The 16,653-nt window shown below is 37.9% G+C and carries 17 protein-coding genes; 7 read left to right on the top strand and 10 right to left on the bottom strand.

Translation table 11 applies throughout. The features are described 5' to 3' along the window. Nucleotides 1-2 precede the first annotated feature (2 nt). The 5 genes from E4N80_RS02640 to rpsA all read right to left on the bottom strand — a co-directional run bounded on the left by E4N80_RS02640 (nt 3) and on the right by rpsA (nt 6,988). Nucleotides 3-1,481: an extracellular solute-binding protein gene (locus tag E4N80_RS02640; RefSeq protein WP_253700213.1), complete on the bottom strand. Its 1,479-nt coding sequence runs from the start codon at nt 1,479-1,481 to the stop codon at nt 3-5. 92 nt (nt 1,482-1,573) lie between these two features. After that, nucleotides 1,574-2,239: a hypothetical protein gene (locus tag E4N80_RS02635; protein ID WP_253700212.1), complete on the bottom strand. Its 666-nt coding sequence runs from the start codon at nt 2,237-2,239 to the stop codon at nt 1,574-1,576. Nucleotides 2,240-2,291: 52 nt separating this feature from the next. Further along, nucleotides 2,292-3,020, bottom strand: coding sequence for a tetratricopeptide repeat protein (locus tag E4N80_RS02630; protein WP_253700210.1), 729 nt, complete (start codon nt 3,018-3,020; stop codon nt 2,292-2,294). A 1-nt stretch (nt 3,021) separates the two neighbouring features. Continuing rightward, entirely contained in the window at nt 3,022-4,539 is a 1,518-nt protein-coding gene (locus E4N80_RS02625; RefSeq protein ID WP_253700204.1) for a sigma-54-dependent Fis family transcriptional regulator, read from the bottom strand. A 13-nt stretch (nt 4,540-4,552) separates the two neighbouring features. Next, nucleotides 4,553-6,988, bottom strand: coding sequence for a 30S ribosomal protein S1 (rpsA, locus tag E4N80_RS02620; protein ID WP_253700202.1), 2,436 nt, complete (start codon nt 6,986-6,988; stop codon nt 4,553-4,555). A gap of 94 nt (nt 6,989-7,082) precedes the next feature. Between rpsA and E4N80_RS02615 the strand changes: the two genes are divergently transcribed. Next, a complete protein-coding gene (locus E4N80_RS02615; protein WP_253700201.1) occupies nt 7,083-8,003 on the top strand; it encodes a GerMN domain-containing protein in 921 nt (306 codons plus the stop codon). 108 nt (nt 8,004-8,111) lie between these two features. Here the strand turns inward: E4N80_RS02615 and E4N80_RS02610 are convergent, their stop codons facing one another. Further along, nucleotides 8,112-8,663 (bottom strand): STAS domain-containing protein, encoded by a 552-nt coding sequence (locus tag E4N80_RS02610; protein WP_253700199.1) that lies wholly within the window; start codon nt 8,661-8,663, stop codon nt 8,112-8,114. Nucleotides 8,664-8,942: 279 nt separating this feature from the next. On the opposite strand from E4N80_RS02610, the gene E4N80_RS02605 reads away from it, so the two are divergent. The 3 genes from E4N80_RS02605 to E4N80_RS02595 are packed head-to-tail and all read left to right on the top strand — an operon-like array spanning nt 8,943 to nt 10,944. Beyond that, nucleotides 8,943-9,698 carry an RNA methyltransferase gene (locus E4N80_RS02605; protein ID WP_253700197.1) on the top strand — a complete coding sequence of 252 codons (756 nt, stop codon included), beginning with the start codon at nt 8,943-8,945 and terminating at the stop codon, nt 9,696-9,698. Nucleotides 9,699-9,730: 32 nt separating this feature from the next. Continuing rightward, complete coding sequence (pyrH, locus tag E4N80_RS02600; protein ID WP_253700195.1) at nt 9,731-10,426, top strand: UMP kinase; 696 nt, start codon at nt 9,731-9,733, stop codon at nt 10,424-10,426. After that, nucleotides 10,426-10,944, top strand: coding sequence for a DnaJ domain-containing protein (locus tag E4N80_RS02595; RefSeq protein WP_253700194.1), 519 nt, complete (start codon nt 10,426-10,428; stop codon nt 10,942-10,944). Before pyrH ends, E4N80_RS02595 begins: the two co-directional genes overlap by 1 nt. A gap of 40 nt (nt 10,945-10,984) precedes the next feature. Here the strand turns inward: E4N80_RS02595 and infA are convergent, their stop codons facing one another. Then, nucleotides 10,985-11,203, bottom strand: coding sequence for a translation initiation factor IF-1 (gene infA / locus E4N80_RS02590; RefSeq protein WP_002668257.1), 219 nt, complete (start codon nt 11,201-11,203; stop codon nt 10,985-10,987). 107 nt (nt 11,204-11,310) lie between these two features. Between infA and E4N80_RS02585 the strand changes: the two genes are divergently transcribed. Further along, nucleotides 11,311-11,670 (top strand): TraR/DksA family transcriptional regulator, encoded by a 360-nt coding sequence (locus E4N80_RS02585; protein WP_253700192.1) that lies wholly within the window; start codon nt 11,311-11,313, stop codon nt 11,668-11,670. 92 nt (nt 11,671-11,762) lie between these two features. On the opposite strand, the gene ffh is transcribed toward E4N80_RS02585, so the two are convergent. Together ffh and E4N80_RS02575 are read right to left on the bottom strand one after the other, a co-directional pair. After that, entirely contained in the window at nt 11,763-13,094 is a 1,332-nt protein-coding gene (gene ffh, locus E4N80_RS02580; RefSeq protein ID WP_253700190.1) for a signal recognition particle protein, read from the bottom strand. Further along, nucleotides 13,094-14,167 (bottom strand): NAD(P)H-dependent glycerol-3-phosphate dehydrogenase, encoded by a 1,074-nt coding sequence (locus tag E4N80_RS02575; RefSeq protein WP_253700188.1) that lies wholly within the window; start codon nt 14,165-14,167, stop codon nt 13,094-13,096. The genes ffh and E4N80_RS02575 overlap by 1 nt, the downstream gene beginning before the upstream one ends. A 134-nt stretch (nt 14,168-14,301) precedes the next feature. Here E4N80_RS02575 and E4N80_RS02570 point away from each other — a divergent pair, with 134 nt between their 5' ends. Together E4N80_RS02570 and E4N80_RS02565 are read left to right on the top strand one after the other, a co-directional pair. After that, nucleotides 14,302-15,135, top strand: a complete 834-nt coding sequence (locus E4N80_RS02570; protein WP_253700186.1) for an ABC transporter substrate-binding protein — start codon at nt 14,302-14,304, stop codon at nt 15,133-15,135. Nucleotides 15,136-15,150: 15 nt separating this feature from the next. Further along, nucleotides 15,151-15,990 carry a substrate-binding periplasmic protein gene (locus E4N80_RS02565; RefSeq protein WP_253700184.1) on the top strand — a complete coding sequence of 280 codons (840 nt, stop codon included), beginning with the start codon at nt 15,151-15,153 and terminating at the stop codon, nt 15,988-15,990. Nucleotides 15,991-16,007: 17 nt separating this feature from the next. Here the strand turns inward: E4N80_RS02565 and E4N80_RS02560 are convergent, their stop codons facing one another. Then, a complete protein-coding gene (locus E4N80_RS02560) occupies nt 16,008-16,556 on the bottom strand; it encodes a hypothetical protein (protein WP_253700182.1) in 549 nt (182 codons plus the stop codon). Nucleotides 16,557-16,653 lie beyond the last annotated feature (97 nt).

The raw sequence follows: 16,653 nt of genomic DNA, 5'->3' as shown, positions 1-16,653 counted from the left end.
AACTATTTTAAATCAAATAACTGTTTTTCAAGTTCTTTTAACCATTCTTCAAAAACATTATCGCTAAGAAATTCATTTACAGCTTCGTTATATTTTTGTCCGGCCTGAATCTTTTCAAGAACCTTAGCCCTATCTCTTTTTGCTCTTTCTTGAAGCAAATCTGCAAGAATATTCCTTGCCTTATCCGAGTTCTTAAAAGCCGGCTGAAAATAAAGATCTAAGGATTTCATTGTTTCCATACTTATCTTAAGAGCATCCTGCACTACAGGTAAAATACAGATATTATCTGTACAAAAAGCTGCTGTTAGAGACTCCGTTTCAAGTTCCTTTTTCTTAACAGGCAGATACCCCGTAGAAACAGCAAATTCGGAATATTTTTGCATCTCGGTAAGCCATTTTAAAAATAGAACTGCAGCTGTCTCCCTTTTTATATCGCTTTTTAGTACAGCCATACCGGCCCCCTGCTGAACAATAGTTTTACGCTTTGCATTTCTAAAATGAGGAATGGGTAAGACATCTAAGTCAATAAAAGTAGAATTACCCGCAGAATCCATAACCTTAGCCGGCAAATATATTGCGGATGAAGTTGAAGTTACACAGGAAATGATGTCACCGGTTTTTAAATCATCAGCCCTAAACCTGCCCTTTGCAGTAAAAAAACCTTTGACAAACGGAACATAATAATTATCCCAACAGGTACGCAAGGTTTTCTTATCCAAGACAAACTCAACATCACCGTTTTCCAATACATTGAAAATACTGTTGCCGAGTTCATAAGTACCGACTAAAATATAGTTACTCAAGGCATCCCGCCCAAAAAAAGGTTTACCGTCATTAGGTTCTGCCGTTAATGAATCGGTCCAGTTATGGTATAATTCTGCAACTTTTACCAAGCCTTCCCAGGTAACTAAATCACGGTAAGAAACACCCATGGCTTCTGCAAAAGGCTTCCATGCAGTCTTATTTAAAACAAAAACCTCAGTAGCCTTTGCAACAGGAAAGAGTTTAATTTCATCTTTTACTCCAAACCCGGAGGAATATAAAAAACTTTTTACATATTCGTCTTTCTCTTTTTCGGTAAAAAAATCGGCTAAATTCAGCAAAAGATCTTGTTTGTTGAAATCATAGGCCGTATCGGGATAGGCCGAAAAAATATCGGGGATTTCATCTGCTCCAAGTTTTTGAGAAAGGGCATCTGCTAAAAATGAAGATATTTCACTTGCATTTCCTGCCCTTCTGATACCACGGACATACACTCCGTATTTGGCCCCCTCAGATGCATTAAAATTATCTATAAGATTGTCAAATTTTTCTTTTTGACTTGCACTATAATAATGCCAAACATTTATGGTAATAGGTTCATTTTTATTTAAAACTTCATCGATATTATACTTAACGCCATTGACTTCAGATAACCTTCGACTGCATGAACTTATAAGCAAACAAACAATACAAAAAATGAAAAGCTTCAATATTTTCATAAAATGCCTCGCATGCTGATTCTACCATATCGTGTTGAAAATTTCAAGTATTTTTTTATACAGTATTTTTTTTATATTTTATACATATAAAACTATGTATTCTTTTTTATTTTAACATACCCCAATGAAATAAGGCTGCTATAAAGCGGCCTAAAGCTTTTATCGAAGCCGTAAGTTGCAGCAAAGGCTGCAACATAAAACGAATCAGGAGAAGGATTACTTGAAGATTGAACATCATAATCCCCGCGCTTTACAACAGTGAAGTCTTCACCAAATTGACGTAAGACCTTACGCGGGGGCAATCCGGGTATCTCAAAATAATTAGAAAAGGAGTCAATAACCTCAAGACGGAAGTTTACAAGGCGATCATTAACGGGGCTGGCAGCCGGAGCTAAAACAATAGGTCTATCTTGATAGGAGTGTCCCTGATATGTTAACAGCCTATAATTATAAGATGATAGGAGGTGATTAACGGAGTTGGCAGGATTTGACTCATCATACTGCACCATATTTTTTATCAGATTCTTACAATCTGTTTCCGATTCATAAATACGGTAATACACTTCAAATCCCAAAAACTCACCAATACCCCAATTTTTTTTATCTGAGGTTTCAAACTCAAAATACATATGAGCTGCATCATGATACCCTGTAGGACTGTGAACTAATTTTGGTGGCTCCAAATAAACAATATCATCTATACCGCAGGAGAAAAAAATAAAAATACTGAATAAACATAATAGTTTTTTCCCAAGCATATGACCTCTGTTAAGGATAAACCGGCATATACCGAATTTATCCTTAAACAATTTACTGCTTATCGTTTCCTGTAAGAACAACTATACGGGATTTTGCAAGAAGCGCCCATTCATTTTGGGGGTATTTTTCCAAAAGTTTATTATAAGAAAGGATGGCATCTTCTTTTTTTGACAAGGCTTCATACAGGCGGCCCGTATTAAAGATAGCCCTGGGAATCAGCGGAAAATTTTCAACCTTTGAAGCTCTGTCATAATAAGCGAGGGCTTTCTCTTTATCTCCTAACTCATCGGCACAAGCGGCAGCATTAAAAGAAGCGACTCCTTCTACATAAGAATTTTTTACGGCTTTTGCTGCAAGCTCATAAAATTTTAAAGCGTCTTCATACATTTTTCGCTGAAAATAGATTTCGGCTATCACAGTATTTGCCCGAAAGCCCGCATAGGAAGAAGAATATTTTGAACCAAGGGTTTTTAATTCTTCAATGGCCTTGTCTTCAGCTTCTTTCACAGCCTCAGAAACGGTTTTTTCGTTCTCCCCGCCGTCATCTTCAGATGCAGGATTTTTAGCCCGATCTTCCCGTTTAAAGTCTTCAAGTTCATAAATAATTTTTTCAACACTTGTTACCGAAGTTTTCTTGGAGTTTTCAGCGGTTACAAACCAAACAATAATACCGGCAACGGCAACCAAAATACAAACTAAAATGCCAAGCACTATTTTTCTATATTGGACTAAAAAATCATTGATTTTTTGTGCCAAATCTTTATTTTCTTCCAAAACCATTTTATATCTCCTTAATTTCGAGCTCTTTTATCAATCTCGATAAATATGTACGCTGTATTCCGAGTTTTTCGGCAGCAGCTGTTTGATTCCATTTATGTTCATTTAAAATTTTGACAATAAAAGATTTTTTAAAATCATTTATGGCCGATTTTAAATCCGGATTTGAATAATTACCCTCAGACTCAAAAGAAGAGGATTCAAGTTTTAAAAGCAAATCTTTTTCCTCGATATAAGGAGGCTTACCCAAAACACATGCCCGCTCAACAGCATTTTCAAGTTCCCGAATATTTCCCGGCCAATAATAAGCATTTATAAGCTTTTCCGCATCAGGCGAAAAACCTAAAAACGGCTTTTTTACTTCTTTGCTGAACTTCTTTAAAAAGAAATGTGCCAGTTCCTGTATATCTTCCTTTCTATTTCTAAGAGGCGGAATATATATAGGCAAGACGTTTAAGCGGTAGTAAAGATCCGATCTGAATTTCCCCTGCTTTACAAGCTCTTCTATATTTTTATTTGTGGCAGCAATAATTCGGGTATCAACCGTAAGAGTTTTATTTGAACCTACCCTTTCAAAGGCCATTTCCTGCAAGACCCTTAAAAGCTTTGTTTGCAAGGTTAAAGGGATATCACCTATTTCATCTAAAAAAATAGTTCCCTTATCGGCCAGCTCAAACCTTCCTTTTCTATCCGAAATTGCATCCGTAAAGGCCCCTCTTACATGACCGAAAAGCTCACTTTCAAGCAAGCCTTCGGGTAAGGCAGCACAGTTCACCCTGATAAAGGGATTATTAACACGTCTCGAATTCAAGTGAAGCTGTTCGGCAATAAGCTCTTTTCCAACCCCGCTCTCACCCAATATGAGTACGGAGGCATCGGAAGCCGCTATATTACGGCATAGCTCAAGCTTTTCATTCATCACCTTACTTTTTGCAATAAAAGTATGGTAGCCTCTATCTTGCTCCAGCTGATCTTGAAGGCAAATAATTTCTTCCCGAGACTTCTCATAATGCTTTGCATTTTGATAGGCAATAGCCGTCTGCGTAGCAAAAAGTTCCAATACGTTTAAGTCGTCTGCATCAAAATCTTTTTTGTCTCTCTTGTTTAAGACTTCAATCACCCCGATACATTCATCTTTAATGCGCATTGGGACTGCAATCATATTACGGTTTTTGTAACCTGTAACCTTCTGCACGGTAGGATCAAAGCGCGGATCGCTTAATACATCGTTTATGATGGCACTCCGATTGTATTTTATAACCCAGCCGGCAATACCGTCCAATGCAAGCACCATCTTTTTTGCTTCAATCCCCTTAGGTCCTATTGCAATTTCAAACCTAAGTCTTCCACCGTCAGGTTCAAGCATCAAAAGAGACGCCGCATCCCCTTCTACAACTTCCATTGCCGATTCTACAATCCTCTCCAAAAGAACACTCAAATCCGAATAATTTGAGTTTATCAGCAAACTTGTGTTTATAAGAGTATTAAGCTTATCTCTTTTAATGCTCTCAACCGTACTCATAAGACAAACGGATTTACTCCGGTTTATTCTTTAAAAGGTCTCCAAGAGTATAAGATGAATCATCATCTTCTTGTTCTGTTGACATGTACTGAGAAATTTCTTCCTGCTGTTGTTTTCGCTTAAAATCTTTAATTGAGAAAGCGGTTTTTTTGTTTCTCGGATTTATTTCGATTACTACAGCTTTGATCTTATCCCCTACAGCATATTTTGCAAGAGCTTCTTCAGGTGTTTCATCCCTGGACTCAACCAAATTTTGTTTGTGGATTAAACCCTCAATATCTCCGGGAACCTTTACAAATACACCAAAGTCGGTGATTGAGGAAACTTCACCTTCAACGGTAGAACCGACTTTATAAGCGGCTCCGAATTTTTCCCACGGATCATCGGTAAGCTGTTTAATACCCAAACGGATTCTTCTTGATTCGGCATCGCATTCGATAACAATAACCTCGATTTCTTTATCTACTTCAAGTTCGCTTCCCGGATGTTTTACACGTTTAATCCATGAAATATCATCTGCATGTAAAAATCCGTCAATTCCTTCTTCAAGAGAAATAAAGGCGCCTGCATTTGTAATTTTAACGACCTTTCGAGTTAAGCGTGTTCCTACAGGATAACGCTCTTCAATCGTATCCCAAGGATTATCCGTAACCTGTTTTAGACCCAAAGAAACTCTTCCGGCCTGAATATCATAGCCGAGAATCATACATGTTACCTTATCTCCGGGCTTTAATATGTCCTCAGGCTTATTAATCTTCTTAACCCAGCTGAATTCGCTGATATGGGCCAAACCTTCGATTCCTTCATCCAACTCGATAAAAGCTCCGAAGTCCGTTGTCTTTGTAACCGTTCCGGTAACTATGTCGTCAACATGGAACTTGTCTTCAAACTGAAGCCAAGGATCTTGACTAAAATGCTTTAATGAGAGGTTTATTCTCTTGTTCTCCGGATCAAGGCGGATTACCTTAAGCTCTATTTCTTCGCCTTTCTTTACGAAGTCCTTAGGACGGGTTACATGACCCCAGCTCATATCATTGATATGTAAGAGTCCGTCAAAACCGCCTAAATCAATAAAGGCACCGAAACTGGTAAAGCTCTTAACAGTTCCCTTTACGGTGTCGCCTATCTTTGTATTTTGAAAAAAGGCGTCTCTTTCTTTTTCGGTACGCCCTTCCATGTACTTACGTCTGTTTACAACAATATTTTCACCTGAGCGTGAGTTAAAGCTCAATTTTTCAATGTAGAATTTCGACTTTACACCTATCAAAGTTTCCGGTTTTTCAACTCTGGATACATCTGCCTGACTCAAAGGTAAAAAAGCAGTCAATCCGCCGCCGAGCTTTACCTCATAACCGGCTCTTACCTGCTTTGCGATAGTACCATCAATCGGAGTCTTATCGGCATAAGCCTGTTTAAACTCTTTTTGAAGAATAAGCCTATCGGCCTTGAGTTTTGATACGGCCAAATGACCGTTAGAACTTTCGGTTTTTTCGATAAGAACATTTACCTTATCATTTACCTTAGGTTCTTCATCAAACTCATCCAAAGGAATATGACCTTCGGATTTACCGCCTACATCGACAAAAACGGTTCCGTTGTTTACAGCAACAACATAACCTTCTTTAATTGTCCCCGCCTCTGGAGCCTCAAAATTATTTAAGTACTCCTCTTGTAATTGTGCTTGGATGTTTCCGTTGGAGTCTTTTTCAACATCCTTTACCACTTCCATCTTTTCCATAGATAACCCTTTATTATTGATATTTTCCGACTTTGATGCCGGCATTATTGCCGACACCTCCGCCAGCATTTTTGCATAAACTTCATTTATATTTAAGTCCGATGTATCCAGATACACGGCATCGGGAGCTACTTTTAAGCTCCCTTCTTTTTTGTTTTTATCCACCTCATCTCTTTCGAGAATCGTTTTTTTTATTTCTTCCGGCGAAAGATTGCTTGTTCCCTGCTCAAAGCGCCTTTTTGCCCTGGCCTCTACAGAAGCATCAAGGTAAAACTTAATATCGGCATTAGGGAAAACTACGGTAGTCATATCCCGGCCTTCACAAACAGCTCCGGTTTTAGAGGCTTCTTCGCGAATTTTCTTATTTAATATGCGTCTTATAGGAACTATAGCTGAAAGAGGAGCAACGATGGATTCTACAGCATCACTTCTAAGATAAGCTTCAACATTTTCATTACCCAAAAACATTGAGCCGTTTATATAAAAAAGTTCCGTCTTTTCTGCAAAGGATGTCCATTTTTCTTCATCGGAAAGATCGGGAGTTTGTCCTCCGCTTCCGTCATTTCCGCCTCCGAAAGAACGCAGCACAGCAAGAGCCAATGCTCTGTAAAAACTGCCCGTGTTCATAAACGTAATGTTCAAGTTTTCAGCAAGCATCTTTGCAAGAGTACTTTTACCTGAGCCTGCAGGTCCATCAATCGCTACTATCATATTGTACGATTATACAATTTTTTTAACATTATGTATATACTTTTTTATAAAAAGTGTAGTATTTTTTTCTAAAATATATTATTATATGGTGATTATGGGAAAGAAAAATACATCTTTAGGCTGTTTTTTTTGGCTTGCATTTATTTTATTGGTTGCCCTGCTTTTTTTTATCAACAAAGACAATATTGCCCGTGTTTTTGAAAAAACAAATGCAATAAGCATATTCCAAAAAAAAGAAATGCAAGAAGAAAAGCAAAATGAAGCGGATATTGAAGGCATTCAAAACGAAATAGAAAAAATCAGAGCGGCAGAAAAAAATGAAGAAAATTCTTCCGAAGAAAAAACCGAAGCCGCCCCGGAAAAACCGGCTGAACAAGTTCAAAAAACGGTCAAAAAAAATTCGGAACCGCAAAAAACTAAGGGTTCGGATAAATCCAAAGAAGAAAAAAAGCCAAGTCCTCAAAGATCAAATGAAAAACCGGCAAAAACGGAAACTAAAACCGGCAAAAAAAACTCTGAAAACAAAAACAAAGACGAATCTAAAAAAGAGGAGTCCAAACTTGAGCAAAAAAATGAAAAATCATCTGAAAAACGGAACTCTAAAATTTATCTGGTTAAAATAGATTCGGACGGTAAATTAGTAAGAAAGCCGGTTATGAGGCAGCTTGAAAAAACGGACTCGCCATTAACCGAAGCCATAAACAGCCTCCTTCAAGGCCCCTCAGCGGAAGAAGCAAAACAAGGCTTCCGCTCTTTTATTCCGCCCGATACAAAGCTTTTATCGATTGAAGTAAAAAACGGGGTTGCAGAAGTAAATATAAGCGAAGATTTTCAATTTAACAGATACGGCATAGAGGCCTATCAAGCCCAGCTTGAACAGATAGTTTTTACTGCATGTGAATTTTCAACGGTAAGTTCCGTTCAGTTTTTAATCAAAGGTAAGAAAAAAGAATACCTTGGAGCCGAAGGGATATGGATAGGTTCCCCGCTCTCGGTTAATTCGTTTGTAAGATAAAAATAGTTTTAGAAATTTAAAGATAAGCCTGAAAACATTTATTGCAGTTTATAAGCCTGATTGAAGAAAACAGGCTTATAAACTGCAATTTTAAATTAAGATTAAACCTTAGCCCAAAAAAACCTGAGCATTATTATCGATAGCCAATATAGTTTTACATTCCGAGCATCTAAAACGGCCTGCCTTAGTAGCCTTTAGTTTCTTTGAGCATATGGGACAAGCAAATATTTTCGGAAATACTTGGGCATTTGCAGTCGTACTCGAACTTTGAAAAAATGAAACTGCATCAGACAAAGCATCCTTAATATTAAAAAATTGTGAAAAGCCCAGAAGCTGGAATATTTCATATACTTTGGGTTGAATATCCAATAAAACTATATCTCCGCCTCTTGGTTTTACGGTTTTTAAAAAGGCTGTAAACGAACCTATACCTGTGGATGAAACGTAATTTAAAGCAGCACAGTTAAATACAATCTGTATAAAACCGCTGTCTATAATCTTTGCAATGCGTTTTTGAAAAAACGCAGAGTTATAGGTATCAATATAGCCATTCAAAAAAACAACTACGCATTTGTCAAGTCCATCTACTCTTTGAAGCCGAATCTTTAAACTATCATCTTTTTCATCATCAAAACCGGCTATAACACTGTTATTACTCATAATTCTCCCACTTTATTTTCAAAATAAAGAAATAATCCAGTATGTCTAAACTCCATTATACCCTTTATTTAAAAAAAAGTCAAATAAAAAAACAAAAAAAATCTATTTTTCTGTAACTTGCACTTTTAATAATTCAAAAGATATCATAAGATAACAAAAAAAAACTTTTACAGTTACAGTATCGGCTAATATTTACAAACTTGTAGTTTATTTTTCCGAATTTAAGATTTTTTTTTAATTTCTCTTGACATAAGGGCAGAATGAAGGCAATATACAAAAATGAACTTTGAAAAAACAATTATTCTTTGCCGGCCGGAAACAAGTGCAAACATAGGAGCCGTATGCAGAGTTATGGCAAATACGGGTTTTAAGGATTTGAGAATTACGGGAAGCAAGGAAGATTATGATGAAACGGAAGTCTTAAAACTGGCCCTTCACGCCTCCCATGTGTGGAAAAATGCTCATTTTTACCCTCCTACCATTGAAGGCCTAAAAGAAGCCGCATCGGATTGCTCTGTTTTAATAGGAACCAGCAGACGAACAGGCCATAAACGTAAAGATCTGGGCATGAGCCCCGAAGACCTATGTCTTGACTTAAAAAGATTCTACGGAGGCAGATTAGGCCTTGTTTTTGGAAATGAACGCACCGGGCTTATAGATGAAGAGCTTAATCTATGCTCTTTTTCGGTTAATATTCCTGCTGAAGAAGACTTCGGCTCCTATAATCTTTCCCATGCCGTGCTTATTCTTTGCTATTCCCTGTATATAGCAGAAAAGAATAATCCGCTATCAAAAAAAGATAATCCAAGCATAGAAAAAAACATTTACCTACAAAAAGCTCCAATGAAGATGATTCAAGAAAACTCGGAACAGATATGCAAATACCTTTCGGGCCTAGGTTTATTTAAAAAAGGCGGAAAAAAAATAAATGAGACATTTTTTATTGAGCTTTTGTCCTCTGCAGGAGCCTCGGAATTCGACACAATGCATTTAACTGAAATTTTTAAGAAACTTTTTTTTATGTACAGTTGTTAATATACAGATAATTATCCTTGAGGAGGGATAGTATGGTAACTGTTTTGTCGGTAGGAGGCTCTATAGTAGCCCCGGATAAACCGGATTTCGATTTTTTAGATAAATTTTCAAAAACTATAAGAAATTGGCTTTCGCAAGATTCATCACGAAAAATTATTATGGTAATCGGAGGCGGTGCTCCTGCCAGAGATTATCAAAACGCATACAGGACAGTTTGTGACCTACGAAAGGCCTCTGCCAAAAATGATGAAGCGGATTGGATAGGAATAATGGCTACAAGACTCAATGCCCAGCTTGTAAAGGCTGTTTTTGAGGATCTTTGCCCCAACCCTGTCATTTACGACCCGACAACAGTCGATATGTTCGGCGGTCAAATACTGGTTGCAGCAGGCTGGAAACCCGGCTTTTCTACGGATAATGATGCCGTAGTCCTTGCAGAAAGGTTTTCGGGAAATTTGGTAGTAAATCTTTCAAACATTGCCAAAGTCTATACCGACGATCCTAAAAAGAATCCTGAAGCAAGACCTATAGATTCAATATCTTGGGAAGATTTTATAAAAATAGTCGGGACGGAATGGGTACCCGGAAAAAACACCCCTTTTGACCCCATAGCAAGCCAAAGAGCCCAAAAAGCAGGTATAAAAGTAATATGTGCTGCCGGAAAAGATATTGAGAATTTGGAAAACATTCTCAACGGTAAAGATTTTAAAGGAACGGTGATAGGTTAGTGGAAAATTATTACAGTATACTGAATGTCTCTAATAATGCTGATGAAGACCAAATTAAACAGGCATATAGAACCTTGGCTATGAAGTATCATCCCGACAAAAACCCGGATAACAAGGCAGCTGAAGAGAAATTTAAGCATATAAGCGAGGCTTATTCCGTGCTCTCCGACCCTCAAAGACGAAGAGACTACGACCTCGGTACATCAACCCCCTTTAACTCTTCAGAGAAAACCTATACTTACGGTCAAAACACAAATCCCTTTGGAGACGACATTTTCAGCTCTAATTGGTGGAAAAATTGGAGAAATATCCGAAGCGAAAATGCAAAGAAAAGAGAAAAAATTAGCCGAAGTGAAGCCTTTAAGATACTTATAAGCGGCATACTACTGACAATAGTAGGTCTCCTGCTATTTAAGAGTATTATCTTTTTAGGAATTTTGGGTTTTCTCTTAGCCTTATCCCTTGTTGCAGAGGGAGTTCTCCGAATAAGGAAAGGCTATATGGCGATATTCGATTAGAGCTTATCTTTAAGATAAGCGTTTATCTAAAGATAAACGTTTATCTTTCTCTGAAGATAATTCGGCCTCTTGTCAAGTCATAGGGGGATAAGGCAACTTTTACCGTATCTCCCGGTACGATTTTAATATAATGCTTCCGCATCTTTCCGGATAAATGAGCCAAAATAACATGACCGTTTTTTAACTCAACCCTAAACATAGTATTGGGAAGAGACTCCTTAACAATACCTTCAACTTCAATTGCTTCTTCCTTAGCCACAAGACCTCCAAAAAAATGAATAAATTCAAAAAAAACATTTGCTTTTTGCTTGATTTAGTCGTATAATTCTAAAGTCTATTAAAAAAATTGTCAACTAGGAGATGTGTATGAAAAAGAAGTTTATTGAGGAAATGAAAGAATATTTGCTAAAAGAGAGGGAGGAAATACTCGCTTCATTGCAGAGAAATGATGAAGAGTATGCAGAAACCTTAGCAAACAGCATCCCCAAAGACTTTGCAGATTTGGCCTCATATAGTACCGACAGAGATATGCTCGAATTTATCGGAGAAAATAATGTAAAAAAACTGCAAAAGATTGATTCTGCATTGGAAAGAATACGGGAAGGCAAATACGGAAAATGTATTACCTGCAAGGACCAGATACCTGAAGACAGACTAAAGGCCCTGCCCTACGCTTTAAAATGCATTCAATGTCAAGCAAAATCCGAAAAAAAGATGCGTCCTTAAAACACAAAAGGAAACTGTGACTATCTAAAAAGGCCTTGAGCTTAACGCTTCAAGGCCTTTTAATTTTAATCTTTTAATTTTAATGTGGAAACTTATCCGAAAAACCCGCCGGACATCATTTTAGCTTGCAGTCCCTTATTTTTTGACACCTTCCTCATCATTTGACGGGTCTTTTCAAACTGCTTTAAAAGCTTGTTTACATCGCCTACGGAGGTTCCTGAGCCCTTTGCAATGCGTTTACGGCGGGGAGGCCCGATAATGCGGAAATTATCCCTTTCCTTTAAGGTCATCGACTGGATTATGGCCTTTTGGCGTTTTAAAAGCGAGAGGTCAAGCTTATCCTTGTCTATTTGACCTGAAAGCCCGGGAATCATATCGAGCATTGACTCTAAGGGCCCCATCTTTTCGGCCTGCTCCAACTGCATGAGCATATCGGCAAGGCTGAAACTTTCGCTTTGCATCTTTTTTTGAAGCTTTTCCGCCTCTTCTTCATCATAAAGAGCTTGGGCCTTTTCAACCAAAGAAACAATGTCGCCCATGCCCAAGATACGGCTTGCAATGCGGTCGGGATAAAAGGGCTCAAGATCTTCGAGTTTTTCGCCTGTTCCTATGTAAAAAATGGGCTTACCTGTTATGGTCTTTAAGGAAAGGGCTGCACCGCCTCTGGTATCGGAGTCGAATTTTGTAAGGATCAAGCCTGAAAGCCCTACCTGCTCGTCAAATTCCTTTGCAACATCAACGGCACTTTGACCGGTCATTGAATCTGCAACAAGAATGGTTTCCATAGGTTTTACGGCAGATTTAATATTGACGATTTCCTTCATCATGTCTTCATCGATTTGAAGGCGGCCTGCCGTATCGACTATTACCGTATCATAAAAGTTCTTTTTGGCAAAGGCCAGAGCATTTTTTGCTACTTTTACCGCATCTTTAGTTTCTTCCTTGTAAACGGGCACACTGATATTTCCGCCTAAAACGGAAAGCTGCTCTACGGCGGCAGGGCGGACAAGGTCGCAGGCAACCAGCAAGGGCTTTCTGCCCTCGTTTTTAAGCTTTAAGGCCAATTTTGCGGCACTGGTAGTCTTTCCGGAGCCTTGGAGACCTAAAAAGAGGATTACCGACTGGGTGTCAGGCCCCCTTAGGTCAAGAGCTTTTTTTTCATCCCCCAAAAAGGAGGTCATTTTATCGTATACAATTTTTGTAAACTGCTGACCGGGATCGACGGACTTTAAAACCCTTTCGCCCTTGGCTTCTTCTGCTGTAGCATTTATAAAACGGCGTACAACGCGCAAGTTTACGTCGGCATCCAAAAGAGCTGTTTTTATTTCTTCGATTGTGTCTTCAATATTTTTTTCGGTAATTTTGGATTTACCGCTCAAAGAGCGCATTATCCCGCTGAATTTTTCGGTAATATTTTCGAGCATTACTTTGTATCTCCCTGTAATAAGTTTTCTATTAAGTCAAGAGGTTTTAATTCCTTGTTTAAGATTTTATAAAGCCCCGAACAGATAGGCAGCTTTAAATTACGCTTTTCTGCAAGAATGTTCAGGTATTTACAGGCGACAACGCCTTCAGGCAAGTAGCCTATCTTATCGATATTTTTAATAAGATCGTCCAAATTTTCAAAGGAAAGAAGAATTTTTTTTGTGATAATTTCGTTACCGAAACGGCGGTTTCTTCCGTACTTACTTCGGCAGGTTACGTCCAAGTCGCCTACTCCGGAAATCGATGTAAAGGTTTCGGGATGAGTCGCCCCCATAGCCCTGCCTATAGCCTGAATCTCGTTTAAGCCGGCAGCCAAAAGTAGGGATTCGGTATTGTCGCCGAAAATATCGGAGGTTACGGTTAAAGCATCCAAAACACCGAAGGCGACGGCTATAACGTTTTTAGCGGCCGCACAAACCTGCACTCCGATTATATCCAAGCTGGAATAAACAAGCAAACTCCTCGACCTTAAAATCTCTCGGCAGCGGATAGAACACATGGGGTTTTGAGATGCAGCTATAAGGCCGGTCAGCTTACCTTCGGCCACTTCCTCCCCATGGCTGGGGCCTGCTACATAAACCAAGTGATTTTTATAAAAATCGGGAAGCATTTTTTCCAAAACGTCTATTATAAACTGAGGCTCTCCGTTTTCATCAGGAATAAAACCCTTTGTCAGCACGGCGATTGTAGGATAAGGCATTTTGCCGTCATCATGGCTAAAAGGAGCAAATTTAAGAAGTTCTTCAACCGCTGAGGTTAAATAGAGTGAAGGACTTGCTAAAAATATAAAAGAAGCATCTTTGCATACCTCTTCCATATCCGTAGAGGCGGAAACGGTTTTAGGCAATTTATGCTTAGGTAAGTATTTTTCGTTTATATGGTCAGTATTTATCGAATCGGCAACGCCGGCAGTATGGCTCCAAAGCACAACTCTGTGTCCGTTTTTTCCTAAAGAACAGGCCACGGCCGTTCCCCAAGAGCCTGCTCCGATAATGGCAATCTTATCGTTCACAAATTTCTCCTGTTTATCATATCTCCCATTCATAATCTTTTGTACTCTATCATTTTTTGATAAAAGTTTCAATAATGAAAACAAGCGCCTTTTCCGTTCTTTACAATTTGCAGATACTATGATATATTTGTTTCATGCGTAATAAATTAAACTCAAAGGCAGTTTTTTTTGCGGTAATTTTGCTATTCAGCTTGATATTTTCATGTAAAAAAAATGAAATTGATGAAATATCTTCGGATGATATTTCATTAGCCGAAGTTCTTGTAAGATCTAAAATAATTGTAGGGGTAAATGCATATAATCCGCCCATATGTTTTTATAATAATAAAGACGAAATAACAGGCTTTGATATTGATGTATTCGAAGAAATAGCAGATATAATGAATATCGAGGTAGAATTCCGCTCAATAGTTCCTACCGAAGTAAACGAGCTGATAACTACGGGATCCGTCGACTGTATTGCATCAGGATTCTCTTATTCGGATGAGAGAAATGAGACCTATGAGCTTACACAAGCTTATTTACGCAATGCCGTAGTTATTTTAACTCTGAGATCAAAGAATATTAAAACCTTTGAAGATCTAAAAGATAAGAAGATAGGGGGACAAAAAGGAAGTTTTGGAGCAGACTTGATTAAAAATAATCCCGATATTATGACTCGAATTCATTCATTAAACGACTCATATGAGAATATTCCTCAAATGTTGGGAGACTTAAAAAACCTTGGACTGGACGCCTGTGTCGGAGATATTTCAACAATGACGGAATACTTAAATAAAGAGCCGGATGTGTACAGTCTTGTTGAACAAGCTATAGCCTTAGACTCCTATGTATATGCATTTAAAAAAGGGAATAAGGCTTTAAAAACGGAAATAGAAAGAGTTTTATACATTTTAGAAAAAAAAGGCGTTCTTGAAAAGATTTCAAGAAAATGGTTCGGTAAAGATTTACTGATTTTTGGAAAGTAAAAGGGAAAATTTATTATGAAAAAAAATTCCAATCATATTTTTAAATTTAGCTTTATCTTTTTATTCACGATATTGGTTATGACATCTTGTAAACCCAAGGCTGTCCGTATCCAAAAAAAAGCAAACGATATTTCTCTTGCAAAAATTCTTGTAAAAAAAGAATTTATAATAGGGATTCGGGATGATTATCCTCCTTTTTCTTTTCTAAACCTTTTTACGACAAAAATGGAAGGTTATGACATAGAAGTAGCTCAAGAACTGTGCAATCGTATGAAAATAAAACCGATTTTTAAAGTCATTAAGTGGGATCAAAGAGATAAATTACTTAAGGATGGACAAATCGACTGTATATGGAGTGCCTTTGCATACAGTAAGAAGCGTGATAAAATTTATTCTCTTACCTCACCTTATATAAAAAGTGCTATAATATTGGTTGTAAAAGATAAGTCGCCTTATTACACCATTCAAGACATAAGGGAAAAGAAAATAGGTATTACATCCTCATCATTTATACATGAAAGTCTTAAAAAAGCCGAATCTACTCACGGAGTATTTAAAAACACGCTTGTGTTTCAGAGTGCCCAAGAAGCCGTAAATGCTCTTGAAAAGGATGAAATAGAGTGTGTAGTATACGACCTTCTTTCAATTAGCAGCCTGATACAAGCAAGAAAAGGCTCGTATCGGGTGCTGGATGAAGCTATAGCTTACGAAGAATATGTTATAGCTTTTAGAAAAGAGGACATCGCCCTGATGAATGCCGTCAAATCTACTTTAGAAGATATGGCTAAAACCGATTTTTTAGAAAAAACGAGTAAAAAATGGTTTGGGGCAAATGTATCTATCATAGGCCGCTAAGCCCCTAATAAAGAACTCTATTTTGTATAAACGGAAACTATCTCGCAAATATAAACATAATGAAAATCTTTTTTTGGATATGAATCTATAATAATCTGCGGGTCAACAAATAAGTCCATATCGAATTCGCTTCGGTAGAGTTTTCGGCATACAAGAACGGTTTTAGCCTGCTCAAAAGCTATAACACCGTCTTCAAGCATTACGGGTTTTAAACCTGTTTCCCTTGCTTTATCGGCATTTCGGCCCGAAACGGAACCGCAAAAAGCCAGCATATCCTTAGCCCATGGATCATCTCCATCAAAAAAAGAAAGAGTTATATAATCTTCTTTATCAACAAATTCGGAAGTATATCTGGTAGGTCTTACATAAACGGTAGCTGTAAGTTTATTCCATAAAAAACCTATAGATCCCCAGCCGGCAGTCATTGTATTCCATTGTTCACGCTCAGTTCCGCATCCTGCAGTTACTAAAAACCCTTCATTTTTGGCACCGGTAATCGATGAAATAGGCTTTATCAATTTATCCAGAATTTCGGCGCTAGCCTTTTGCATTTTAAATTTTGACATAAGAATCCTCCATAAAAACTTTTTGCAGCAAATATCAGAGCCTTTCGGCTCTGTTCTGCAAGGAAATTTTTCATCGTATCCGCTAAAGCGGATAGCG

Origin of the sequence: Treponema denticola, assembly GCF_024181605.1 — a bacterium.
In the GTDB taxonomy this organism is placed as follows: Bacteria; Spirochaetota; Spirochaetia; order Treponematales; family Treponemataceae; genus Treponema_B; species Treponema_B denticola_B.
This window is presented reverse-complemented; position numbering and strand designations above follow the sequence as displayed.

Coding starts and splice junctions, on each gene's coding strand:
- E4N80_RS02640 (WP_253700213.1), bottom strand. CDS start 1,481: ATGAAAATATTGAAGCTTTTCATTTTTTGTATTGTTTGTTTGCTTATA.
- E4N80_RS02635 (WP_253700212.1), bottom strand. CDS start 2,239: ATGCTTGGGAAAAAACTATTATGTTTATTCAGTATTTTTATTTTTTTC.
- E4N80_RS02630 (WP_253700210.1), bottom strand. CDS start 3,020: ATGGTTTTGGAAGAAAATAAAGATTTGGCACAAAAAATCAATGATTTT.
- E4N80_RS02625 (WP_253700204.1), bottom strand. CDS start 4,539: ATGAGTACGGTTGAGAGCATTAAAAGAGATAAGCTTAATACTCTTATA.
- rpsA (WP_253700202.1), bottom strand. CDS start 6,988: ATGATAGTAGCGATTGATGGACCTGCAGGCTCAGGTAAAAGTACTCTT.
- E4N80_RS02615 (WP_253700201.1), top strand. CDS start 7,083: ATGGGAAAGAAAAATACATCTTTAGGCTGTTTTTTTTGGCTTGCATTT.
- E4N80_RS02610 (WP_253700199.1), bottom strand. CDS start 8,663: ATGAGTAATAACAGTGTTATAGCCGGTTTTGATGATGAAAAAGATGAT.
- E4N80_RS02605 (WP_253700197.1), top strand. CDS start 8,943: ATGAACTTTGAAAAAACAATTATTCTTTGCCGGCCGGAAACAAGTGCA.
- pyrH (WP_253700195.1), top strand. CDS start 9,731: ATGGTAACTGTTTTGTCGGTAGGAGGCTCTATAGTAGCCCCGGATAAA.
- E4N80_RS02585 (WP_253700192.1), top strand. CDS start 11,311: ATGAAAAAGAAGTTTATTGAGGAAATGAAAGAATATTTGCTAAAAGAG.
- ffh (WP_253700190.1), bottom strand. CDS start 13,094: ATGCTCGAAAATATTACCGAAAAATTCAGCGGGATAATGCGCTCTTTG.
- E4N80_RS02570 (WP_253700186.1), top strand. CDS start 14,302: ATGCGTAATAAATTAAACTCAAAGGCAGTTTTTTTTGCGGTAATTTTG.
- E4N80_RS02565 (WP_253700184.1), top strand. CDS start 15,151: ATGAAAAAAAATTCCAATCATATTTTTAAATTTAGCTTTATCTTTTTA.
- E4N80_RS02560 (WP_253700182.1), bottom strand. CDS start 16,556: ATGTCAAAATTTAAAATGCAAAAGGCTAGCGCCGAAATTCTGGATAAA.